At 69.0% G+C, this 20,649-nt stretch carries 26 protein-coding genes; 13 read left to right on the forward strand and 13 right to left on the reverse strand.

Translation table 11 applies throughout. From position 1 onward, the window contains the following. Positions 1–7 precede the first annotated feature (7 nt). The 5 genes from dapD (at position 8) to PO78_RS09630 (ending at position 4,784) form a co-directional block, all read left to right on the forward strand. A complete protein-coding gene (gene dapD, locus PO78_RS09610) occupies positions 8–829 on the forward strand; it encodes a 2,3,4,5-tetrahydropyridine-2,6-dicarboxylate N-succinyltransferase (RefSeq protein ID WP_012585417.1) in 822 nt (273 codons plus the stop codon). 73 nt (positions 830–902) lie between these two features. After that, positions 903–2,075, forward strand: a complete 1,173-nt coding sequence (locus PO78_RS09615; RefSeq protein ID WP_004315100.1) for a PilT/PilU family type 4a pilus ATPase — start codon at positions 903–905, stop codon at positions 2,073–2,075. Positions 2,076–2,099: 24 nt separating this feature from the next. After that, positions 2,100–3,257, forward strand: a complete 1,158-nt coding sequence (gene dapE, locus PO78_RS09620; protein ID WP_012585418.1) for a succinyl-diaminopimelate desuccinylase — start codon at positions 2,100–2,102, stop codon at positions 3,255–3,257. Positions 3,258–3,316: 59 nt separating this feature from the next. Then, on the forward strand, positions 3,317–4,270 hold the full coding sequence (gene prmB / locus PO78_RS09625) for a 50S ribosomal protein L3 N(5)-glutamine methyltransferase (protein WP_004315104.1): 954 nt from the start codon (positions 3,317–3,319) through the stop codon (positions 4,268–4,270). A 55-nt stretch (positions 4,271–4,325) separates the two neighbouring features. Further along, positions 4,326–4,784 carry a response regulator gene (locus tag PO78_RS09630; protein ID WP_004315106.1) on the forward strand — a complete coding sequence of 153 codons (459 nt, stop codon included), beginning with the start codon at positions 4,326–4,328 and terminating at the stop codon, positions 4,782–4,784. 108 nt (positions 4,785–4,892) lie between these two features. On the opposite strand, the gene iscX is transcribed toward PO78_RS09630, so the two are convergent. The 10 genes from iscX to cysE form a co-directional block, all read right to left on the reverse strand. Further along, on the reverse strand, positions 4,893–5,087 hold the full coding sequence (gene iscX / locus PO78_RS09635) for a Fe-S cluster assembly protein IscX (RefSeq protein ID WP_004315108.1): 195 nt from the start codon (positions 5,085–5,087) through the stop codon (positions 4,893–4,895). 1 nt (position 5,088) lies between these two features. Continuing rightward, entirely contained in the window at positions 5,089–5,430 is a 342-nt protein-coding gene (fdx, locus tag PO78_RS09640; protein ID WP_012585419.1) for an ISC system 2Fe-2S type ferredoxin, read from the reverse strand. 10 nt (positions 5,431–5,440) lie between these two features. Next, positions 5,441–7,309 (reverse strand): Fe-S protein assembly chaperone HscA, encoded by a 1,869-nt coding sequence (hscA, locus tag PO78_RS09645; protein ID WP_012585420.1) that lies wholly within the window; start codon positions 7,307–7,309, stop codon positions 5,441–5,443. Between the two features lie 27 nt (positions 7,310–7,336). Next, positions 7,337–7,870, reverse strand: coding sequence for a Fe-S protein assembly co-chaperone HscB (gene hscB, locus PO78_RS09650; protein ID WP_004315113.1), 534 nt, complete (start codon positions 7,868–7,870; stop codon positions 7,337–7,339). 10 nt (positions 7,871–7,880) lie between these two features. Further along, a complete protein-coding gene (gene iscA, locus PO78_RS09655) occupies positions 7,881–8,204 on the reverse strand; it encodes an iron-sulfur cluster assembly protein IscA (RefSeq protein WP_004315114.1) in 324 nt (107 codons plus the stop codon). Positions 8,205–8,230: 26 nt separating this feature from the next. Then, positions 8,231–8,614: a Fe-S cluster assembly scaffold IscU gene (gene iscU / locus PO78_RS09660; protein WP_004315115.1), complete on the reverse strand. Its 384-nt coding sequence runs from the start codon at positions 8,612–8,614 to the stop codon at positions 8,231–8,233. 66 nt (positions 8,615–8,680) lie between these two features. Continuing rightward, complete coding sequence (locus PO78_RS09665) at positions 8,681–9,892, reverse strand: IscS subfamily cysteine desulfurase (protein WP_004315116.1); 1,212 nt, start codon at positions 9,890–9,892, stop codon at positions 8,681–8,683. A 57-nt stretch (positions 9,893–9,949) separates the two neighbouring features. Next, complete coding sequence (locus tag PO78_RS09670) at positions 9,950–11,113, reverse strand: cysteine desulfurase family protein (protein ID WP_012585421.1); 1,164 nt, start codon at positions 11,111–11,113, stop codon at positions 9,950–9,952. Positions 11,114–11,121: 8 nt separating this feature from the next. Continuing rightward, positions 11,122–11,604 (reverse strand): Fe-S cluster assembly transcriptional regulator IscR, encoded by a 483-nt coding sequence (gene iscR, locus PO78_RS09675; RefSeq protein ID WP_004302094.1) that lies wholly within the window; start codon positions 11,602–11,604, stop codon positions 11,122–11,124. Positions 11,605–11,810: 206 nt separating this feature from the next. Beyond that, positions 11,811–12,578 (reverse strand): serine O-acetyltransferase, encoded by a 768-nt coding sequence (gene cysE, locus PO78_RS09680; protein WP_004302095.1) that lies wholly within the window; start codon positions 12,576–12,578, stop codon positions 11,811–11,813. 203 nt (positions 12,579–12,781) lie between these two features. Here cysE and PO78_RS09685 point away from each other — a divergent pair, with 203 nt between their 5' ends. The 3 genes from PO78_RS09685 (at position 12,782) to PO78_RS09695 (ending at position 14,668) form a co-directional block, all read left to right on the forward strand. Next, entirely contained in the window at positions 12,782–13,555 is a 774-nt protein-coding gene (locus tag PO78_RS09685) for a zinc-dependent peptidase (protein WP_004302097.1), read from the forward strand. 1 nt (position 13,556) lies between these two features. Beyond that, complete coding sequence (locus PO78_RS09690) at positions 13,557–14,021, forward strand: flavodoxin family protein (RefSeq protein WP_004302098.1); 465 nt, start codon at positions 13,557–13,559, stop codon at positions 14,019–14,021. A gap of 206 nt (positions 14,022–14,227) precedes the next feature. Next, positions 14,228–14,668, forward strand: a complete 441-nt coding sequence (locus PO78_RS09695; RefSeq protein WP_004302099.1) for a host attachment protein — start codon at positions 14,228–14,230, stop codon at positions 14,666–14,668. Positions 14,669–14,899: 231 nt separating this feature from the next. Here PO78_RS09695 and thpR read toward each other — a convergent pair whose 3' ends face one another. The 3 genes from thpR to ispD are packed head-to-tail and all read right to left on the reverse strand — an operon-like array spanning position 14,900 to position 16,654. Next, a complete protein-coding gene (thpR, locus tag PO78_RS09700; protein ID WP_004302100.1) occupies positions 14,900–15,460 on the reverse strand; it encodes an RNA 2',3'-cyclic phosphodiesterase in 561 nt (186 codons plus the stop codon). Beyond that, a complete protein-coding gene (gene ispF / locus PO78_RS09705) occupies positions 15,453–15,947 on the reverse strand; it encodes a 2-C-methyl-D-erythritol 2,4-cyclodiphosphate synthase (RefSeq protein ID WP_004302101.1) in 495 nt (164 codons plus the stop codon). The genes thpR and ispF overlap by 8 nt, the downstream gene beginning before the upstream one ends. After that, a complete protein-coding gene (ispD, locus tag PO78_RS09710; protein WP_187283002.1) occupies positions 15,944–16,654 on the reverse strand; it encodes a 2-C-methyl-D-erythritol 4-phosphate cytidylyltransferase in 711 nt (236 codons plus the stop codon). The genes ispF and ispD overlap by 4 nt, the downstream gene beginning before the upstream one ends. A gap of 129 nt (positions 16,655–16,783) precedes the next feature. Here ispD and amrB point away from each other — a divergent pair, with 129 nt between their 5' ends. From amrB to PO78_RS09735, 5 genes are read left to right on the forward strand one after another with little or no spacing between them, the layout of a single operon-like run. After that, positions 16,784–17,608 carry an AmmeMemoRadiSam system protein B gene (gene amrB, locus PO78_RS09715; protein WP_004302104.1) on the forward strand — a complete coding sequence of 275 codons (825 nt, stop codon included), beginning with the start codon at positions 16,784–16,786 and terminating at the stop codon, positions 17,606–17,608. After that, positions 17,595–18,161 carry an AmmeMemoRadiSam system protein A gene (gene amrA, locus PO78_RS09720; RefSeq protein ID WP_012585423.1) on the forward strand — a complete coding sequence of 189 codons (567 nt, stop codon included), beginning with the start codon at positions 17,595–17,597 and terminating at the stop codon, positions 18,159–18,161. The genes amrB and amrA overlap by 14 nt, the downstream gene beginning before the upstream one ends. After that, a complete protein-coding gene (gene amrS / locus PO78_RS09725; RefSeq protein WP_004302110.1) occupies positions 18,158–19,282 on the forward strand; it encodes an AmmeMemoRadiSam system radical SAM enzyme in 1,125 nt (374 codons plus the stop codon). The genes amrA and amrS overlap by 4 nt, the downstream gene beginning before the upstream one ends. 18 nt (positions 19,283–19,300) lie before the next feature. Continuing rightward, positions 19,301–19,957, forward strand: a complete 657-nt coding sequence (locus PO78_RS09730) for a phosphoribosyltransferase (protein WP_043743435.1) — start codon at positions 19,301–19,303, stop codon at positions 19,955–19,957. A gap of 20 nt (positions 19,958–19,977) precedes the next feature. After that, complete coding sequence (locus tag PO78_RS09735; protein WP_043743437.1) at positions 19,978–20,610, forward strand: putative metalloprotease CJM1_0395 family protein; 633 nt, start codon at positions 19,978–19,980, stop codon at positions 20,608–20,610. The last annotated feature ends 39 nt before the right edge of the window (positions 20,611–20,649 follow it).

Raw genomic sequence — 20,649 nt, forward strand, 5'->3', positions numbered from 1 at the left:
CCCCCCAATGCACGCTCTGCAATCGATCATCGACACCGCCTTCGAGAACCGCGCCAGCCTGTCGCCCACTTCCGCCCCGGCAGAGATCCGCAACGCGGTCGAAGAGGTCATCGCCGGCCTGGATGCCGGCACGCTGCGCGTGGCCGAGAAGAAGGACGGCCAGTGGGTGGTCAACCAGTGGATCAAGAAGGCCGTGCTGATCTCCTTCCGCCTGCGCGACAACGAGCTGGTGCAGGCCGGCGGCCTCAACTTCTTCGACAAGGTGGCGACCAAGTTCGGCGACTACACTCCCGAGCAGTTCCGCGAGGGTGGCTTCCGCGTGGTGCCGCCGGCGGTCGCCCGCAAAGGCAGCTTCATCGGCCGGAACGTCGTGCTGATGCCGTCCTACGTGAACATCGGCGCCTATGTGGACGAAGGCACGATGGTCGACACCTGGGCCACCGTCGGTTCGTGCGCGCAGATCGGCAAGAACGTGCACCTGTCGGGCGGCGTGGGCATCGGCGGCGTGCTCGAGCCGGTGCAGGCCGGACCGGTGATCATCGAGGACAACGTCTTCGTGGGCGCGCGCTCCGAGGTCGTGGAGGGCGTGATCATCGAGGAGAACGCGGTGCTGTCGATGGGCGTGTACATCGGCATGAGCACCAAGATCTACGACCGCGAGACCGGCGAGATCACCTACGGCCGCGTGCCGGCGGGCGCCGTCGTGGTGCCCGGCAGCCTGCCTTCGGCCTGCGGCAAGTACAGCCTGTACTGCGCGGTGATCGTCAAGAAGGTGGACGCGCAGACCCGCGCCAAGACCGGCATCAACGAGCTGCTGCGCGGCGCCTGAGCGGCGCACTCCGGGGACCGGCCTGCGCGCGGTTCCCGGGCAAATCCTTGGGTGACGACAGGAGTCCGAAGGCGTGATCTTCGACAATCTCTTCCAGTTGATGGCCGAAAAGAAAGCTTCGGACATCTTCATCACCGCCGGCACCCCGATCCACATCAAGATCCAGGGTCACACCATGCCGATCAACCAGCAGGTCATGGACCCGCTGATGATCCAGCGCATGCTGCATGAGGCGATCACCCCGGCCCAGCAGGCGGTGCTCGAACGCGAGCGCGAGCTCAACCTGTCCTTCGGTCGGCGCGATCTCGGCAACTTCCGCGTCAACGTGTTCTGGCAGCGCAACTCGATGGCCGTGGTGGTGCGCTACATCCAGAGCGACATTCCGAGCATCGGCGCGCTCGGCCTGCCGCCGGTGCTGGACGACATCGTGCTGGAGAAGCGCGGCCTGGTGCTCGTGGTGGGCGCGACCGGCTCGGGCAAGTCCACCACGCTCGCGGCCATGATCGACCACCGCAACCGCAACCGCAGCGGCCATATCCTCACCATCGAGGATCCGATCGAATACCTCTTCAAGCACCGCAAATCGGTGGTCAACCAGCGCGAGGTGGGCATCGACACCCTGAGCTGGGGTGAGGCGCTGCGCAACGCGATGCGCCAGGCGCCCGACTGCATCCTGATCGGCGAGATCCGCGACCGCGAGACCATGCAAGCCGCCATCTCGTACTCGCAGACCGGCCACCTGTGCCTGGCGACGTTGCATGCCAACAACGCTTATCACGCGCTCAATCGCATCGTCAACTTTTTCCCGCTGGAGAACCGCCAGCTGCTCTACCTCGACCTCGCGGTGGCGCTGCGCTGCGTGATCTCCCAGCGCCTGGTGCGCAAGCCCGACGGCAAGCGCATCCCGGCCGTCGAGATCCTCATGAACACGCGGCACATCGCCGAGCTGGTCGAGCGCGGCGAGCTCAATGCGATCAAGGAGGCCATGGAGCAGTCGCTCGCCCAGGGCTCGCAGACCTTCGAGCAGGCGCTCTACCGTCTCCACCACGACAACATCATCACCCTCGAGGAGGCGCTCGCCAACGCCGACTCGCCGAGCAACCTGCACTGGCTGATCAACAACGCGCAGATGCAGAGCGATCCGATGCTGACCGTCAACGGCAACAGTGCCATCTCCGGCTTCGAGGCGACCAACACGGAAGGTGCCTCCTTCCAGGAGTTCACCCTGGACCTCAACAACAACTAGGCGCCCGCGCGGCCGCCCTCCCCCATGCAGACCAGCCCCTCCAGCTCCTCCACCCTCGCGCTCGCCTGCGAGCTCATCGCCCGCCCCTCCGTCACGCCGGAGGACGCCGGCTGCCTCGAACTCGTCGCCTCCCGCCTTGCCCCGCTCGGCTTCCGCCTCGAACGCATCGACAGCGGCGGCGTCTGCAACCTGTGGGCGCGGCGCGGCATTGCGGCGCCCGTGCTGTGCTTCGCCGGCCACACCGACGTCGTGCCGCCCGGGCCGGACAGCGCGTGGTCCTCGCCGCCCTTCGCACCTACGATCCGCGACGGCGTGCTGTACGGTCGCGGTGCGGCCGACATGAAGTCCTCGCTTGCCGCCTTCGTCACCGCCATCGAACGCTTCGTCGCCGCCCATCCCGACCACGCTGGCAGCATCGCGCTGCTGCTGACGTCGGACGAGGAAGGCATCGCCACCCATGGCACGGTCAAGGTGGTCGAGGCCTTGGCCGCGCGCGGCGAGCGCCTCGACTACTGCGTGGTGGGCGAGCCGACCTCGGTGCAGACGCTCGGCGACATGATCAAGAACGGCCGCCGCGGCTCGCTGTCGGGTACGCTGCGGGTCAAGGGCCAGCAGGGCCACGTCGCCTACCCGCAGCTCGCCCGCAACCCGATCCACCTTTTCGCGCCGGCGCTCGCCGAGCTCGCGGCGAGCGACTGGGACCAGGGCAACGAGTTCTTCCCGCCCACGACCTGGCAGGTGTCGAACATCCACGCCGGCACCGGCGCCAACAACGTGATCCCCGGTGTGTGCGAGGTGATGTTCAATTTCCGCTTCGGCTCGGTGTCGAGCGCGGACGAGCTGAAAAGCCGCACTTGCGAGGTGCTCGACCGCCACGGGCTGGACTACGAGATCGACTGGCACCTGTCCGGCAAGCCCTTCATCACCGGGCGCGGCAGGCTGGTCGGCGCGCTGTCGGCCGCGATCCGGGAGACGCTGGGAGTCGAGACAGAACTGTCGACGACCGGCGGCACCTCCGACGGCCGCTTCATCGCCGAGATCTGCGCCGAGGTAGTCGAGTTCGGCCCGGTCAATGCTTCGATCCACAAGATCGACGAGCACATCGCAGCCGATGCGATCGAACCCTTGTCCGTGGTTTATGAGCGCACCTTGACCGCCCTGCTCGTCCCCGGCCGCCTGTAGGAGCGACGCAAGTCGCGATGACGGCCCCCTCCGCCCCCAATCTACCGAACAGACTTGCCATGGCCAACCAACAACACGCCGACGACGACAACCTCGCCCTTGAACAGCACGACGACCACGAGCATGAACACGGCCCGCTCGCCGAGCTCGTGACCGTGCGCGACTGGCTACGCTACGCCGTCACCCGCTTCAATCGCGCCGGCGTCTTCTGCGGCCATGGCGTGCAGGACAGCTTCGACGAGGCGGTGTGGCTGATCCTCGGCAGCCTCGCCCTGCCGCTCGACCGCCTGGAGCCGTTCATGGACGCCTGCATCCCGTCCGAGGAGCGCATCGGCCTGCTCGAAGCCATCGAGCAGCGCGTCGACGAGCGCGTCCCCACCGCCTACATCCTCGGCGAGGCCTGGCTGGGCGACTTCCGCTTCACCGTCGATCCGCGCGTGATCGTGCCGCGCTCCTTCTTCGCCGAGTTGCTCGAGGACGGCTTCGCGCCCTGGGTGGAGGATCCGGAGGCGGTAGGCAGCGTGCTCGACATGTGCACCGGTTCGGGCTGCCTGGCGATCCTGATGGCGCACGCTTTCCCGAACGCGCACGTGAGCGCGGTCGACCTGTCGGAGGACGCGCTCGATGTGGCGCGCATCAACGTTGCCGACTACGGCCTGGAGGATCGCATCGAGCTGGTGCACGGCGATGTCTTCGAGGGGCTGGAAGGCCGCCGCTTCGACCTCATCCTGAGCAACCCGCCCTACGTGACCGCAGAGGCCATGGAAGCCCTGCCGCCGGAGTACCTGCACGAGCCGCAGATGGCGCTCGCCTCGGGTGAGGACGGGCTGGACGTGGTGCGCCGCCTGCTCGCCGAGGCTGCCGAACACCTCAATCCCGAAGGCATCCTGGCGGTCGAGGTCGGGCATAATCGCGCCATCGTCGAAGCCGCCTTCCCCGACCTGCCCTTCGAGTGGCTGCCTACCCGCGGCGGCGACGACATGGTGTTCGTCCTGCGGCGCAAGGACCTGTAATCCCGCCGCCTCGGCGGCCTCGGCCGCCCCTACCCCCCTCACCTCATTCAGGAACATGGCAAGCGAAAGACCGATCCTGCTGGTCGAGGACAATCCGGACGACGAGGCGCTGACGCTCCACGCCCTGTCGCGCAACCGCATCACCAGCCCGGTGGTGGTGGCGCACGACGGCGTGGAGGCGGTGGAGTACCTGTTCTCGACCGGGAGTCGCGCGGGACAGCCGCTGCCGCCGCTGCCGGCGGTCGTGCTGCTCGACCTCAAGCTGCCGCGCATCGACGGCCTGGAGGTGCTGCGCCGCATCCGCGCCGACCAGCGCACGGCGCTGCTGCCGGTGGTGGTGCTGACCACCTCGCGGGAGCCGCTCGATCTCGCCCAGGCCTACCGCCTCGGAGCGAACAGCTACATCCGCAAGCCGGTGGATTTCGACCGCTTCGAGCGCGCGATCGGACTGATCGGGCACTATTGGCTGGAACTCAACGAGTCCACCGAAACGGTCGCGCGCGGGGCGTATTGAGCGACGCGGGAGTCCCCCGTAGGCGCGACGCCAGTCGCGATTCCAGCCGAACCGCGTCGACGACGACGCATGCCGCGTCCGGCGCTCGCGCACCGGACGCGCGCACCTTCAGGCGACCTCGTCGATCCAGGCCTGCTGGATGCCTTCGAGGATGCGTTCGCCGCAGCGCTTGGGATCGTCGTCGAAATCGGGCAGCGCCATCGTCCAGTTCATCAGGTCGACGAAATTCACCCGGGTCGGGTCGACGTCGGGGTGGGCGTCGGCGAGCTGGATGGCGATCTCCTGAACCTCGGTCCACTTCATGTCAGTGCTTTCCTTCGCGAGCCATGTTGATGGTGTAGCGCGGGATCTCGACCACCAGCGGGGTCGCGGCGACCACCGCCTGGCAGGACAGGCGCGACTGCGGTTCCAGGCCCCAGGCCTTGTCGAGCAGGTCTTCCTCCTCGTCCTCGGCGACGTTCAGCGAGGAGAACCCCTCGCGCACGATGACGTGGCAGGTGGTGCAGGCACAGGACTTCTCGCAGGCGTGTTCGATGTCGATGCCGTGCTCGAGCAGCGCGTCGCAGAGGGTGGTGCCGGGGGCGGCCTCGAGGACGCTGCCGTCCGGGCAGAGTTCGACGTGGGGCAGGACGATGATCTGGGTCATGGGCGAAGTATCAGATGGGGAGTTCGTCGACCTTGTGGCCGGTCAGCGCGCTGCGAATGCTGTTGTCCATGCGGCGCGCGGCGAAGGTGTCGGTGGCGCGCGCGAGCGCGTCGATGCCGGCCTTGATGGCACGGTTGTCGGTGCCGGCGCGCAGCTCGCGCAGGCGCGCGATCACGCTGCGGATTTCGGCGGACTCGACGGCGGAGAGCAGGTGGCCGTCGTGGCCGAGCGCCTGCTCGGTGGCTTCGACGACACGGTCGGCCTCGACCTGCTGCTCGCGCAGCGCGCGCGCGGCCATGTCGTCGCCGGCGTGATCCACGCCCGAGCGCAACATCTCGGCGATCTCGTCGTCCGACAAGCCGTACGAGGGCTTGACCAGCACGCTGGCCTCGACGCCCGAGGACATCTCGCGCGCCGACACCGCCAGCAGGCCGTCGGCATCGACCTGGAAGGTCACGCGGATGCGCGCCGCGCCCGCCACCATGGGGGGAATGCCGCGCAGCTCGAAGCGCGCGAGCGAGCGGCAGTCGGAGACGAGCTCGCGCTCGCCCTGCACGACATGGAAGGCCATCGCGGTCTGGCCGTCCTTGAAGGTGGTGAATTCCTGCGCGCGCGCGATCGGCAGCGTGGCGTTGCGCGGCACGACCTTCTCGACCAGGCCGCCCATGGTCTCGAGGCCGAGCGAGAGCGGGATGACGTCGAGCAGCAGCCAGTCGTCCTGGTCGGCGCGGTTGCCTGCGAGCACGTTTGCCTGCATCGCCGCGCCCAGTGCGACGACCTTGTCGGGGTCGAGGTTGGTCAGGGGCTCCTGGCCGAAGTAGTTCGCGACCGCGCGCTGGACGTGGGGCATGCGGGTCGCGCCCCCCACCATCACCACACCCTTGATCTCGTCGGGCGCGAGGCCGGCGTCGCGCAAGGCCTTGCGCACCGGGGCCAGGGTCTTCTGGACCAGATGCGTGGTCATCTCGGCAAACTCCTCGCGGGTCACCACGAGGTCGACCTCTTCGCCCGAGGCCAGGCGCACATGCACCGGGGCCTCGTCACAGCTCGTCAACAGCTCCTTGGCCTCGCGCGCCTTCATCTGCAGGCGGCGCGCGTCTTCCAGCGAGGGCGGCGAGATCTTGGCGCGGTCGAGGATCCAGCAGAACAGGCGATGATCGAAGTCGTCGCCGCCGAGCGCGGCGTCGCCGTTGGTCGACAGCACCTCGAACACGCCGCGCGAGAGCTTGAGGATGGAGAGGTCGAAGGTGCCCCCGCCCAGGTCGTACACCGCGTAGACGCCCTCGGCCGCGTTGTCGAGGCCGTAGGCCACCGCGGCGGCGGTCGGTTCGTTGAGCAGGCGCAGCACGTCGAGCCCGGCCAGGCGCGCCGCGTCCTTGGTGGCCTGGCGCTGGGCGTCGTCGAAGTAGGCCGGCACGGTGATCACCGCGCCGACCAGCGCGCCGCCGAGGCTGGCCTCGGCGCGTTCGCGCAGGCGGCGCAGGATCTCGGCGGAGACCTCCACCGGGCTCTTGACGCCCTGCACCGTGCGCAGCCGCACCATCCCGGGGCTGTCCTCGAAGTCGTAGGGCATCGCCTCGATGTGGGTGACGTCCTTGAGGCCGCGGCCCATGAAGCGCTTGACCGAGACGATGGTGTTGCGCGGATCGACCGCCTGCGCCTTGAGCGCACCCAGACCGACCTCGATGCCGCCATCGGCGTGATAGCGCACGGCCGAGGGCAGCATGGTGCGGCCGGCCTCGTCGGGCAGGCAGATCGCGATGCCGTTGCGCACGGTGGCGACGAGCGAATTGGTGGTCCCGAGGTCGATGCCGACGGCGAGCCGGTGCTGGTGCGGCTCGGTGGACATGCCGGGTTCGGTGATTTGCAACAGAGCCATCGGTGCTGTTCCGTGCCTTTTCGAGTTCTAGTTTTCGAGCGCGAGCAGCGCTTCGTCGATTTCCTGCTGGAGCTTCTCGATGAACATCAGCCGACGCACGGTGTCGGCCGCGGCCTCGTAGTCCTGGTGCTCGTCGAGCTGCGCGGCGAGATGCCCGCGCACCTCGCGCGCATGCCCGAGCAGGCGCCTGTGCAGATCTTCGAGCTCGGAGACCTCGGCCGCCTCGCGCGCCTCCTCCACCGCCTCGCGCCACTCCATCTGCTCCATCAGGAACTCGGGGGACATCGCGGTGTTGGTCTCGAGCGCGGCGTCGACGCCGGCGAGCTCGAGCAGGTACTGGGCGCGCGCGAGCGGCTTGCGCAGCACGCGAAAGCCTTCATTGACCCGCGTCGCCCACTGCATCGAGCGCCGCTTCTCGAAGTCGGACAGGTGCGCGTGGCGGTCGGGATGCACGCGCCCCTGCAGCTCGTGCCAGGCGGCTTCGAGCGCGCCTTCGTCGAGGGCATAGCGGCGCGGGAGGCCGAAGAGGGCGAAGTAGTCCTGCGTCAGGTCGATGCTCATCGGGTCCGGCTCAGACGTTGAAGCTCTCGCCGCACCCGCACTGGTCCTTGACGTTCGGGTTGTTGAACTTGAAGCCCTCGTTGAGGCCCTCCTTGACGAAGTCGAGCTCGGTGCCGTCGAGATAGGCCAGGCTCTTGGGGTCGATGACGACCTTGACGCCGTGGCTCTCGAAGACCTCGTCCTCGTCTTCCGTCTGGTCGACGAACTCGAGCTTGTAGGCCATGCCCGAACAGCCCGAGGTCTTCACGCCCAGACGGATGCCGAAGCCCTTGCCGCGCTTGGCGATGAAGTTCGAGACGTGGCGCGCAGCCGATTCAGATAGCGTGACAGCCATGTTTCCTCCTCTTCGACGAAGGCCGCTCAGGCCTCATGCTTCTTTTTATAGTCCGCCACGGCGGCCTTGATCGCATCTTCGGCGAGGATCGAGCAGTGGATCTTGACCGGCGGCAGCGCAAGCTCTTCGGCGATCTGGGTGTTCTTGATGTCGAGCGCCTGGTCGAGGGTCTTGCCCTTGACCCACTCGGTGACCAGAGAGCTCGAGGCGATCGCCGAGCCGCAGCCGTAGGTCTTGAACTTCGCGTCTTCGATCACGCCGTCCTTGCCGACCTTGATCTGCAGCTTCATGACGTCGCCACAGGCGGGCGCGCCGACCATGCCGGTGGCCACGCCTTCTTCTTCCTTGCCGAAGGAGCCGACGTTGCGGGGGTTTTCGTAGTGGTCGAGGACCTTTTCGCTGTATGCCATGTTTTTTCTCCTGCTGGGGCGGTGAATCGCTTCACCTGCAATTTACATCATCTTCTGCACTAAAGTTCAGTGGGCTGCCCACTGCACCGCGTCGAGGTCGACGCCGTCCTTGTACATCTCCCACAGCGGCGAGAGCTCGCGCAGCTTGCCGATCTTGTCGTGCAGGAGCTTGATCGTGTAGTCGATCTCTTCCTCGGTGGTGAAGCGGCCGATGGTGAAGCGGATCGAGCTGTGCGCGAGCTCGTCGTTGCGGCCGAGCGCGCGCAGCACGTAGGATGGTTCCAGGCTGGCCGAGGTACAGGCCGAGCCGGAGGACACCGCAATGTCCTTGACCGCCATGATCAGCGACTCGCCTTCGACGTAGGCGAAGGAAATGTTGAGGTTGTGCGGCACGCGCTGCGCGAGATCGCCGTTCACGAAGGTGGCCTCGAGGTCGGTGAGGCCGGCGAGCAGGCGGTCGCGCAGCTTGCCGACGCGGGCGTTCTCCTCGGCCATCTCCTCGCGCGCGATGCGGAAGGACTCGCCCATGCCGACGATCTGGTGGGTGGCGAGCGTGCCCGAGCGCAGGCCGCGCTCGTGGCCGCCGCCGTGCATCTGCGCTTCCAGGCGGACGCGCGGCTTGCGGCGCACGTACAGTGCGCCGATGCCCTTCGGGCCGTAGGTCTTGTGCGCACAGAAGCTCATCAGGTCGACCTTGAGCCTGTCGAGGTCGATATCGACCTTGCCGGTGGCCTGCGCCGCATCTACGTGGAACACGATGCCCTTCTCACGGCAGATCTCGCCGATTTCGGCGATCGGCTGCACCACGCCGACTTCGTTGTTCACGAACATCACCGAGACCACGATGGTGTCGGGACGGATCGCCGCCTTCAACACCTCGAGGTCGATCAGCCCGTTCTCCTGCACGTCGAGATAGGTGGCCTCGAAACCCTCGCGCTCGAGCTCGCGCACGGTGTCGAGCACCGCCTTGTGCTCGGTCTTCACGGTGATCAGGTGCTTGCCCTTGCCCTGGTAGAAGTGCGCCGCCCCCTTGATGGCGAGGTTGTTCGATTCGGTCGCGCCCGAGGTCCAGATGATCTCCTTGGCGTCGGCATTGACCAGTGCGGCGACCTGTTCGCGCGCATCCTCGACCGCCTTCTCGGCCTCCCAGCCGTAGGCGTGCGAGCGGCTCGCCGGGTTGCCGAAATGCTCGGTCAGCCAGGGGATCATCTTTGCCGCCACGCGCGGATCGACCGGAGTCGTCGCCGAGTAGTCGAGGTAGATGGGGAACTTCAGCATTGTGTCTCTCCGCACTTTCTTCGTTAGCGAGTTCGGTGAATGGCCAGCGTGGCCGGTTCAGGCCCCGATCGAGGCCAGGTTCTTGAGTTCGTCCGTCACCCGGACGAAGGTTTCGATGAAGCTGCGCACGTCGTCCGCGCGCGTGTCGCGACCGAGGCTCACACGCACCGCGGCGCGCGCCAGCCCGCGCTCCACGCCCATCGCCAGCAGGGTGCGGGACGGTTCGGGGTTCGCGCTCGAGCACGCCGAGCCGCTCGCGCACGCGAAGCCTGCACGGTCGAGGCGGCCGACCAGGGTCTCGCCGTCGATGTCCTCGACCGCGAAGAATACGGTATTCGGCAGGCGCGGGGCAGCCGCCGAGAAGATCCGCGCGCCGCGCCCGGCGAGCGCGGCACAGAGTTCGTCGCGCAGGGCGGCCAGGCGCACGCCCTCGCCTTCGCGCCGCGCGACCGCGCGCTCGCAAGCCACGCCGAAGCCGACGATCGCGGCCACGTTCTCGGTCCCCGAGCGCAACCCGCGCTCCTGGCCGCCGCCGGCGATCAGCGGCGCGAGCTCGACGCGCTTGTCCAGCACCAGCGCACCCGCGCCGAGCGGACCGCCGATCTTGTGCGCGGACAGCGTCATCGCATGCACGCCGAGCGCGCGGAAATCCACCGCCACCTTGCCCAGCGCCTGCACCGCGTCGGTGTGGAACCAGGCGCCGGCGGCGCGCGCCGCGCGCGCCAGTGCGGCGACGTCCTGCAGCACGCCGGTCTCGTTGTTGGCCAGCATCACCGACACCAGGCCCGGGCGGGCTTCCAGCACCGCGCTCCAGTCGGCGGGGTCGATCACGCCCTGCGCATCGACCGCGATCTCGCGCAGCGTCCAGCCCGCGCGCCGCAGCTGGCGGGCCGGCTCGCGCACGCAGGGGTGCTCGATCGCACTCACCGCCACCACGCCCGGCTCGCGGTTGGGCGCGGCGCCCTTGAGGAAGAGATTGTTGGCTTCCGAGCCGCCGCTGGTGAAGATCACCTCGGTCGCGTGCGCGCCGACCGCCGCGGCCACCCGCGCGCGCGCCTCGTCCACCGCGGCACGCGCCTGGCGGCCGTATTCGTGGCGGCTGGAGGCGTTGCCGAAGCGCGCCGGCTCGGCGGCGCCGAGCCAGGGCAGCATGGCCTCGCGCACCGCCGGATCGAGCGGCGTGGTCGCGTTCCAGTCGAGGTAGATGGGAGCGAAGTTCATGCGCGACCTCAGACCGCGGCGATCTCGTGCACCGGCATGCGGCTGCGCCGCCGCACGCTCTTGAGCACCGTCATGTCGGCGTCGGGCCGTACCTGGTGCTTGACCAGCGCCTCCAGGCTCACCGAGTCGAGGTAGGCGTAGATGCGCTGGTTGAGGTTGGACCACAGGTGGTGGGTCATGCACACGTGATCGTCGTGGCAGTTTTCCTTGCCGCCGCACTGGGTGGCGTCCATCGGCTCGTCGACCGCGATGATGATGTCGGCCACGGTGATCTCGTCCATCGCCCGCGCCAGTCGGTAGCCGCCGCCGGGACCGCGCACGCTGTTGACCAGCTTGTGCCTGCGCAGCTTGCCGAAGAGCTGCTCGAGGTAGGACAGCGAGATGCTCTGGCGCTCGGCGATGCCCGCCAGCGTGACGGGCCCGTCCCCCTGGCGGGCAGCCAGGTCGATCATCGCGGTCACCGCAAACCGTCCCTTGGTCGTAAGTCGCATGAGGCTCTCCTCGAAGGCTGTCCGGGCTCGCGCGTGCCGGGGGCCGCCGAATATCCCATCATTTTTGTCGAGTATATGGATCCCGACAAAAACGGTCAACTAATCGGGAGACGAGTCTTGCGCTGCAAGGCGCGAGGGGCGCCGTTGCAGCCGCGGCGCCAGCCGCGAACACGGCGCTCGATCGTCCGGCACCGCAGGCGTGCGAATCAATCCACCATCCGCGACAGCCGGCCCGGGTCGAAATGGTCGCTCGGGGCGACCGTGTCGTCGAGCTTGATCCCCGCGGCCTCGAGACGGGCCAGGATGGCCTGCAGGCGGCGGTCGGTCTCAACGGAATGGTCGAGCAGGCCGTGCAGCGCCTTGGCGACCGGGTCGTCCATGTCGCGGGTCACGCCGTAGGCGCTGAAGCCGAACTGCTCGGCCTTCTGCTCGCGCGCGGCGTCGCGCTCGCTATCCTTGTCCGAGTCGAGAATGCGAGCCGGATTGCCGACGGCGGTCGCGCCGGCGGGCACGGGCTTCACCACCACCGCGTTGGAGCCGACCTTGGCGCCGTCACCTACCGTGAAGCCGCCGAGCACCTTGGCGCCCGCCCCCACCACCACGCCACGCCCCAGGGTGGGATGGCGCTTGGTGCCGCGGTAGAGGGAGGTCCCGCCGAGGGTGACGCCCTGGTAGATCGTGCAGTCGTCGCCGATCTCCGCGGTTTCGCCGATCACGACGCCCATGCCGTGGTCGATGAACACGCGGCGGCCGATCTTCGCTCCCGGGTGGATCTCGATCCCGGTGAGCAGCCGGCCGACGTGACTCGCGAAGCGCCCCGCCCAGAACCAGCCGCGGCGCCAGGCGCCGTGAGCGAGGCGGTGGAACATCAGCGCGTGGATGCCGGGATAACAGGTCAGCACCTCGAGCGTGGAGCGCGCGGCGGGGTCGCGCTCGCGGACGCTGGCCAGATCTTCTCGGAGGCGGCTGAACATGATGGAAGGACTCCCGGATGTGCGGTGGAAAAAACACGGCGGACCGCGTCGAGCGGGCGCCACGCATTCAATTCCCGAGAATTTTAATCGACTATAGCGCCCCGCCGAAAGCCCGCGCTGCGACCGCTCCACCCGCAAGACGCGGCTTGCACGCGTGGCGCGGGCGGGCAATGATCGCGCGGGATCACTCCGGACCTGCGCTCATGCTCCAGCTCTTCCGCCGCCTGCTCGGCATCCCGCCCGCCCGCCCCCTGGTCGACGAGTCGCAGTGGCGGCGGGTCGAAGCGAGGCTGCCCTTCCTCGACCACCTCGTTCCCGACGATCGGTTGCGTCTGCGCGAGATGGCGCTCGCCTTCCTCGGGTGCAAGGAGTTCCATGGTGCGCAGGGGCTGGAACTCGACGACGACATGCTGCTGGCGATCGCGCTGCAGGCCTGCCTGCCGGTACTTCACATCGGCCTGCAGGCTTACGAGGGCTGGGTGGGAGTGATCGTCTATCCGGGCGACTTCCTGATCCCGCGCCGCATCGTCGACGAGGCCGGCGTGCTGCACGAATACGAGGACGAGGTGCTGGGCGAGGCCTGGGCCGGCGGGCCGGTGCTGCTGTCCTGGTTTCCCGGGAACGACGCTCCGGCGGGCGTGAACGTGGTCATTCACGAGTTCGCCCACAAGCTCGACATGGAGAACGGCGACGTGGACGGCCTGCCCCGCCTGCGCCCCGGCATGTCTCGCCGGGACTGGGCCAAGGCCTTCGGCGAGGCCTACGAGGCGTTCTGCGCCGAGGTCGACCGCGGCATCGACACCACGATCGACCCTTATGGCGCCGAGCACCCGGGCGAGTTCTTCGCGGTGGTCTCCGAGGTGTTCTTCGAGGATCCGCTCGTGCTGCACAGGCGCTTTCCTGCGGTCTACGATCAACTCGTGCACTTCTACGGAATGGACCCCGCCGCCCGCGCGGCGGCCGCTGCCGGAGGCTGACATGAGCGCGCCCAAACGCCTGCTGATCGTCCATCACACCCAGAGCGGCAACACGGGCCGGCTCGCCACCGCGGTGCTCGAGGGGGCGCTACGCGTGAGCGAGACCGAGACGCGGTTGCTGCGCGCCTTCGACGCCGGCACCGCCGACCTGCTCGCGTGCGACGGCCTGCTGCTCGGTACGCCGGAAAACTTCGGCTACATGTCGGGCGCGCTCAAGGACTTCTTCGATCGCACCTACTACCCCTGCGAGGGCAAACTCGTCGGCCTGCCCTATGCGGTCTTCGTCAGCGCCGGCAACGACGGCACCGGCGCAGTGCGCGAGATCGGCCGCATCGCCAACGGCTACGGCTGGAAGACGGTCGCCGAGGCCCTGATCGTGCGGCGCGAGATCACCCCCGCCGACCTGGAGCGCGCGCGCGAGCTCGGCGAGGCGATGGCGGCCGGGTTGGCGATGGGGGTGTTCTGAGCGTGCGAGGGGCGAGGCGTCGGGCGTGCGATGCCGCAGGGACGCGGTCGCGGCGAGCACGTCGGGTAAGTTCACGTTTGCGTCAATCGGGATCGGTTTTCACGAAGCGGTAACGATGGTCGTGGCGGAGTCGGTTCGCGTGACCTAAGCTTCGATCGTGCCCACTGCGCAGGGCACCCGGTCTTTAATCGAACGGAGGATTGCTTATGGCCATCACCTGGATTCTGGTTGCCAACGCCAGCCTGGCGAAGCTGTACGCCAACCTGGGCCCGAACAAGGGGCTCACGCTGGTCAAGGAACTGATCCACCCGGAAAGCAGACAAAAGAATGGCGACTTGGTCTCGGACCGCTCGGGCGCGAATGGCTCGAACGGCACCGGTGGCGGCTCGATGCAGCCGCAGACCCTGCCCAAGCAGCACGAGGCCAAAGTGTTCGCACAGGAGATTGCCCAGACGCTCTACCATGGACGCACCTCGAATGCATTCAAGCGTGCGATCCTGGTCGCTCCACCCGCCTTCATGGGCCTGCTCAACGCGGTCATCGACGGCCCCACCGCGCAGATGGTCACAGACCGCTTCGAAAAGGATTACACCAAGTCGACGCAGGACGAGCTGGGGGAACGCCTCGGCTCGACGATCTTTCTCTGAGGGAGGACGTTCACGAAGGCTCCAGATCCGATCAGCCAATGGCCGAGGGCACCTGCCCGAGCCAAGGAGGATGTGCTTGACCGAACCCCCGAGGATGCAGCTTTCCTGACGGATGCAGTACACACGATGAAGACATCGTCTCCACCACGGAGACCCCGGGCACGCGAGACGTGACCCGATCGAGGACGGGGCGCATTGCGCCCCGTTCGCTTTCGGCTCCGCCCGATCGAATCACCCACGCCGCTTCAACGGCCAGCGCCCGATCGTGCGGTAGTGCGCACCGGCGGCGCTGCGCTCGGAGGCGACCAGGACGAAGCTGCCGACCGTCCATCGCAGAGGTGCGAGCTGCGCCTCGCGGGGCGCAGCGTGGGCGTTGCGCACGAGGGTGACATGCGGGGAGAAGGCACGCGCCTCGAGTGCGCAGCCGTCCGCGCGCAGCCGTCCTTCCAGATCCTGCGCGAGCGCGGCCAGCGCTGGCGGCACCATCGACGGACCGGTCCACAGGATCCGGTTGCGATGCCAGCTGCCGACGCGATCGAGGTCGAGCGCGAAGCCCTCCCCCTGGACGCCCGCGGCCACCGCGCGCAATCGCTCCACCTGCCGCACAGGCGTTTCGCCGAGGAAGGCCAGGGTCAGGTGGATGGTGTCACGACGCATCGCGCGACCGCCGCACTCGGAATGCAGCGCCCGTGCACGCGCATGCAGCCCGGCGCGGGTGGCGGCATCCGGCCACAGCGCGAAGAAGAGCCGCAGATTCGGCGCCCTCCCCGCGTCCGCTGCAGCTTCAGCCATGCTCCGCGCGCGCGATCAGCGCGACCACCTGCGCGGCGATGCCTTCGCCACGTCCGGTGAAGCCGAGCTTCTCGGTGGTCTTGCCCTTGATGTTGATCGCCGTCGCGTCCATCTCCAGGTCGGCGGCCAGGTTGGCCACCATCGCCGGGGCGTGCGGCAGGATGCGCGGCGCCTTGCAGATCAGCGTGGCATCGAGGTTCACGACCTCCCAGCCCGCTGCGCGCACGCGCGCGAAGGCCTCGCGCAGCAGCACGCGGCTGTCTGCGCCGGCGTGGGCCGGGTCGGTATCCGGGAAGAGCCGGCCGATATCGCCCAGGCCGGCGGCGCCGAGCAGCGCGTCCGTCACCGCATGCAACAGCACGTCGGCATCCGAGTGGCCGAGCAGTCCATGCCCGAAGGGAATGTCGACGCCGCCGACGATCAGCGGCCGGCCGGGGACCAGGGCGTGCACGTCGAAGCCCTGGCCGATGCGAAAGGGGATGCTCATGCGTTGTGGCCCTCACGGTTCTCGAGGATCCACTCGGCCAGGTGCAGGTCGAGCGGATAGGTGACCTTCAGGTTGGTGGCGTCGCCCTGCACCAGGCGCGGACGCAGGCCGGCGGCCTCGATCGCGCTCGCCTCGTCGGTGACCTCGCGCGCGCCTTCGAGCGCGCGTCGCAGCATGGCGTAGCGGAACATCTGCGGCGTCTGCGCCTGCCACAGGCTGTCGCGCGGCACGGTCTCGCACACATGGCGGTGCTCGTCGGCACGCTTGAGGGTGTCGGCCACCGGGACTGCCAGCAAGCCGCCGACCTCGTCGTGGGCGAGCTCGCGTACGAGCTTGTCGACATGCCAGGGCGCCAGGCAGGGGCGCGCGGCGTCGTGCACCAGCACCCAGTCCCCAGCCGCCGCCTCGCCGGCGATTGCGCGCAGGCCGCCGAGCACGCTGTCGGCGCGCGTGGCGCCACCGCAGAAGAGCGGGCGCAGCTTGGGGCCGAGCGCGCTCCAGTCGTGCGTTGCCCACTCCGTGTCGTCCACCGAGAGCACGACGAACACCGCGTCGATCGCAGGCGCGGCGCACAGCACCGAAAGCGCATGATGGATCAGGGGGCGACCGAGCAGCGACAGATACTGCTTGGGACGCGCGGCGGCCATGCGCGAGCCGCTGCCTGCGGCGGGCACGATGGCGAAGTGGCGTGGGTGGCTGATCTGCATGGCGCGCATTCTAGCCGCGCCGCCCGCCGCGCGGGCTTGTGCAAGCACGGGTTTCGATGCGGGACGATCCCGGCCGGGCTGCCTATAATGGAATCTGTTCCAACGATGACATCCCCGCAGGATTCCTCCATGGCACTCGCTTCGATCCGCCCGGCAGCCGTGGCCGGGCAGTTTTATCCTCGCGACGAGCGCGTGCTGCGCACCCAGCTCGCCGAGATGCTCTCCACCGCGGTCGCCTTCGAGTCGGCGCCCGCGCCCAAGGCGATCATCGTGCCGCACGCGGGCTACATGTACTCCGGGCCGGTGGCGGCGAGCGCCTATGCGCTGCTCGCACCGCTGCGCGAGCGCATCCGCCGCGTCGTCATGCTCGGCCCCACGCATCGCGTGGCAGTGCGCGGCTTCTCGCTGCCGGCAGCGCAGCGCTTCGCCACCCCGCTCGGCGAGGTCCCGGTCGCACGCGGCGACTGGGAGGCCCTGCAGGCGCGCGACGATGTCCTGGTCGACGATCGCCCGCACGCGCTCGAGCACTGCCTCGAGGTGCAGTTGCCCTTCCTGCAGGTCTGTCTCGAGCGCTTCGAGATCGTCCCGGTGCTGGTCGGCGACGCCTCGCCCGAAGCCACCGCCAGCCTGATCGAGCGCCTGTGGGGCGGCCCCGAGACCCTGATCCTGATCAGCTCGGACCTCTCGCATTACTTGAGCTACCGCGAGGCGCAATGGTCCGACCGCGCAGCGGTGGACCAGGTGCTCGAACTGCGCCCCGGTCTCGACCACGAGCAGGCCTGCGGCGCCACCCCGATCAACGGGCTGCTGCTCGCCGCCCGCAAGCACGACCTGCAGGCCCACCTGCTGGACCTGCGCAACTCCGGCGACACCGCGGGCGACCGCTCGCGCGTCGTCGGCTACACCAGCATCGCCTTTTGTGAAGCGGAACCCCCAAGCCATGCCCGACACTGATTTCGGTACCACCCTGCTCGCGCTCGCGCGCACCGCGATCGCCCACCGCCTCGGCCGCGGCCCCGCCCCGGTCATCCCGGACGATCCCCGCCTGAACGAGAAGGGCGCGACCTTCATCACCCTCGCCAAGGACGGCGAGCTGCGCGGCTGCATCGGCAGTCTGCGGCGCTCGCGCGAGCTCGGCGAGGACGTGATCCACAACGCGCTCGCGGCGGCCTTCGAGGACTCGCGCTTCGAGCCGCTCGCGCCCGAGGAGCTCGGCGCGGTGGCGATCGAGGTCTCCATCCTGTCCGAACCGGAGTTCCTCGACTTCTTCGGCGAGGAAGAGCTGCTCGCCCAGCTGCGCCCCGGCGAGGACGGGCTGATCATCTTCTCCGGCTGCCACAGCGCCACCTTCCTGCCCCAGGTGTGGGAGCAGCTGCCCGAGCCGCGCCAGTTCCTCGCCGCGCTCAAGCACAAGGCCGGTCTGCCCACCAACCGCGAGGTCGTCGAGCTGATGGCCGCGCGCTATCACGTGGAAAAGTTCAAGGAGACCGAACGGGAGCCCTCATGAACACGAAGCCCGCGCCAGCCGCCGAGGTCGGCAGCCGCCATCCCGCGCGCTACTGGCACCGCATCGACGACGGTCGCTACCAGTGCGACCTGTGTCCGCGCCTGTGCAAGCTGCACCCCGGCCAGCGCGGGGCCTGCTTCGTGCGCATGCGCGAGGGCGACGACATGCTGCTCACCACCTATGGACGCAGCTCGGGCTTCTGCATCGACCCGATCGAGAAGAAGCCGCTCGCCCACTTCTACCCGGGCAGCAAGGTGTTCTCCTTCGGCACCGCCGGCTGCAACCTGGCGTGCAAGTTCTGCCAGAACTGGGACATCTCCAAGTCGCGCGACCTCGACACCCTGATGGACGAGGCCTCGCCCGCGGAAATCGCCGAGACCGCGCTGCGCTGGGGCTGCCACAGCGTCGCCTTCACCTACAACGACCCGGTGATCTTCGCCGAGTACGCGATGGACGTGGCCGACGCCTGCCATGCGCGCGGGCTGAAGACCGTGGCGGTGACCGCCGGCTACATCTCCGAGTGCGCGCGGCGCGATTTCTTCTCGCGCATGGATGCGGCCAACGTCGATCTCAAGGGCTTCACCGACGACTTCTACGTCAAGCTGTGCGGCGCCCATCTGCAGCCCGTGCTCGACACCCTGGTATGGCTGCGCCACGAGACCGACGTGTGGGTCGAACTCACCACCCTGCTGATCCCCGGCCACAACGACTCCGACAGCGAGGTCACCGCGCTGGCGAACTGGGTGCGCAAGGAGCTGGGCGCCGAGGTGCCGCTGCACTTCAGCGCCTTCCACCCCGACTTCAAGATGGACGAGCTGCCGCCCACGCCGCCCGCCACGCTCGCGCGCGCGCGCCGCATCGCCCTCGACGCCGGCCTGAAGCACGTCTACACCGGCAACGTGCACGACATCGAAGGCGACACGACCCGTTGCGCGAGCTGCGGCGAGCCCCTGATCGTGCGCGACTGGTACGAGATCCGACGCTACGCCCTCGGCAACGATGGCCACTGTCCGCACTGCGGCAGCGTGCTCGCCGGTCGCTTCGCTGCAGTGGGCGCCGCGGTCGGCGACGCCTTCGGCGCGCGCCGCATCCCGGTCGCCATCCACCGTCACGGCACCTGAGCGCATTCGACCCCCAACGTGAAACTTCGAAACACCCTCATCAGCATCCCCGCACAGGGCGCGTGGCTCGACGGCCTGCTTGCACACGCGCCGGACGTGCGCGGGCTCGCCATCCTCCCGCAGTCGAGCGGACACCCTGCGCTCGACTGCGGGCCCCGGCCGGTCGATGTCGCCCTGCAGTCGCGCGGCTTCGCCACTCTCCGGGTCGACCTGCTGACCCGGCAGGAGGCGCTGCGCGACCCCGATGCGTCGTACAACATCGCCCGCCTGACCGAGCGCATCCTCGCGGCGGTCGAGTGGATCGCCCACCAGCCGCCGCTCGCCGGGCTGCAGCTCGGCCTCGTCACGCAGGACACCGGCTGCGCCGCCGCGATCCGCGCGGCGGTCAAGGCGCCGGAGACCTTCGCGGCGATCGCCTGTGTCGACGGCCGCGCCGACCTCGCGGGTGCCGAGCCCTTGCGCCAGCTGCGCTGCCCGGTGCGCTTCATCGTCAGCCCCGGCGCCCCGGAGAGCGCGATCCTGGAGAAAGCCTTTTCCCTGCTCGGGGGGGCGCGCCACTGGCTCGCCCTGCCCGACACCGGTGACGCCCGCCAGCAGGAGATCCTGCAGGCGCGGGCGGTGACGAGCTGGCTCGAACAGCACCTCGCCGCGGCCGAGCGCACGCGGGTGGAATAGGATCGGAGCGCGCCCGCTTCATGTCCGCAATGTCGATTTCCTCGCTCGGTGGCGGTGACGCGGCGTGGCGCCAGGGCACGGCGATGAATGCCGCCCGCCCTGCCGGCGCCTCCGGCGGGCCGGCGACGACGGGGGCCGGCGGCAAGGCGCAAGAGGCAGGAGCGGGGGCGGCCGACACGCTCTCCGAGGCCGAACAGCGCCAGGTCGCCGAGCTCGCGGAACGCGACCGCGAGGTCCGTGCCCACGAGATGGCCCATGTCGCCGCGGGCGCCGGCCTGGTGACCCGGGGCGCCAGCTACACCTATCAGACCGGCCCGGACGGCCAGCGCTACGCGATCGGCGGCGAGGTCGGGATCGATACCTCGCCGGGCCGCAGCCCCGAGGAGTCCCTCTCCAAGGCCGAGCGCATCCGCGCCGCAGCCCTCGCCCCCGCCGAGCCGTCGGGCCAGGACCGCCAGGTCGCCGCGCAGGCTTCCCGCATGGCAAGCGATGCGCGCATGGAGATCGCCCGCCGCGAATTCGAGCAAGGCGGCGCGGGCACCGAGGCGGCGGCCACGCGCGATGGCCCCGGCTATCGCGGCATGCGAGCGGCGCAGGCCTATTCGGCAGCGCTCGCTCCAGGCCAGGGGCCCACCCTTTCAGCCACCGCCTGAGCCTTCCGCTCCGCGTTCGAGCGATCACGCCGTGCGCTG

Origin of the sequence: Thauera sp. SWB20, from assembly GCF_000831325.1 — a bacterium.
Taxonomy (GTDB): Bacteria; Pseudomonadota; Gammaproteobacteria; order Burkholderiales; family Rhodocyclaceae; genus Thauera; species Thauera aminoaromatica.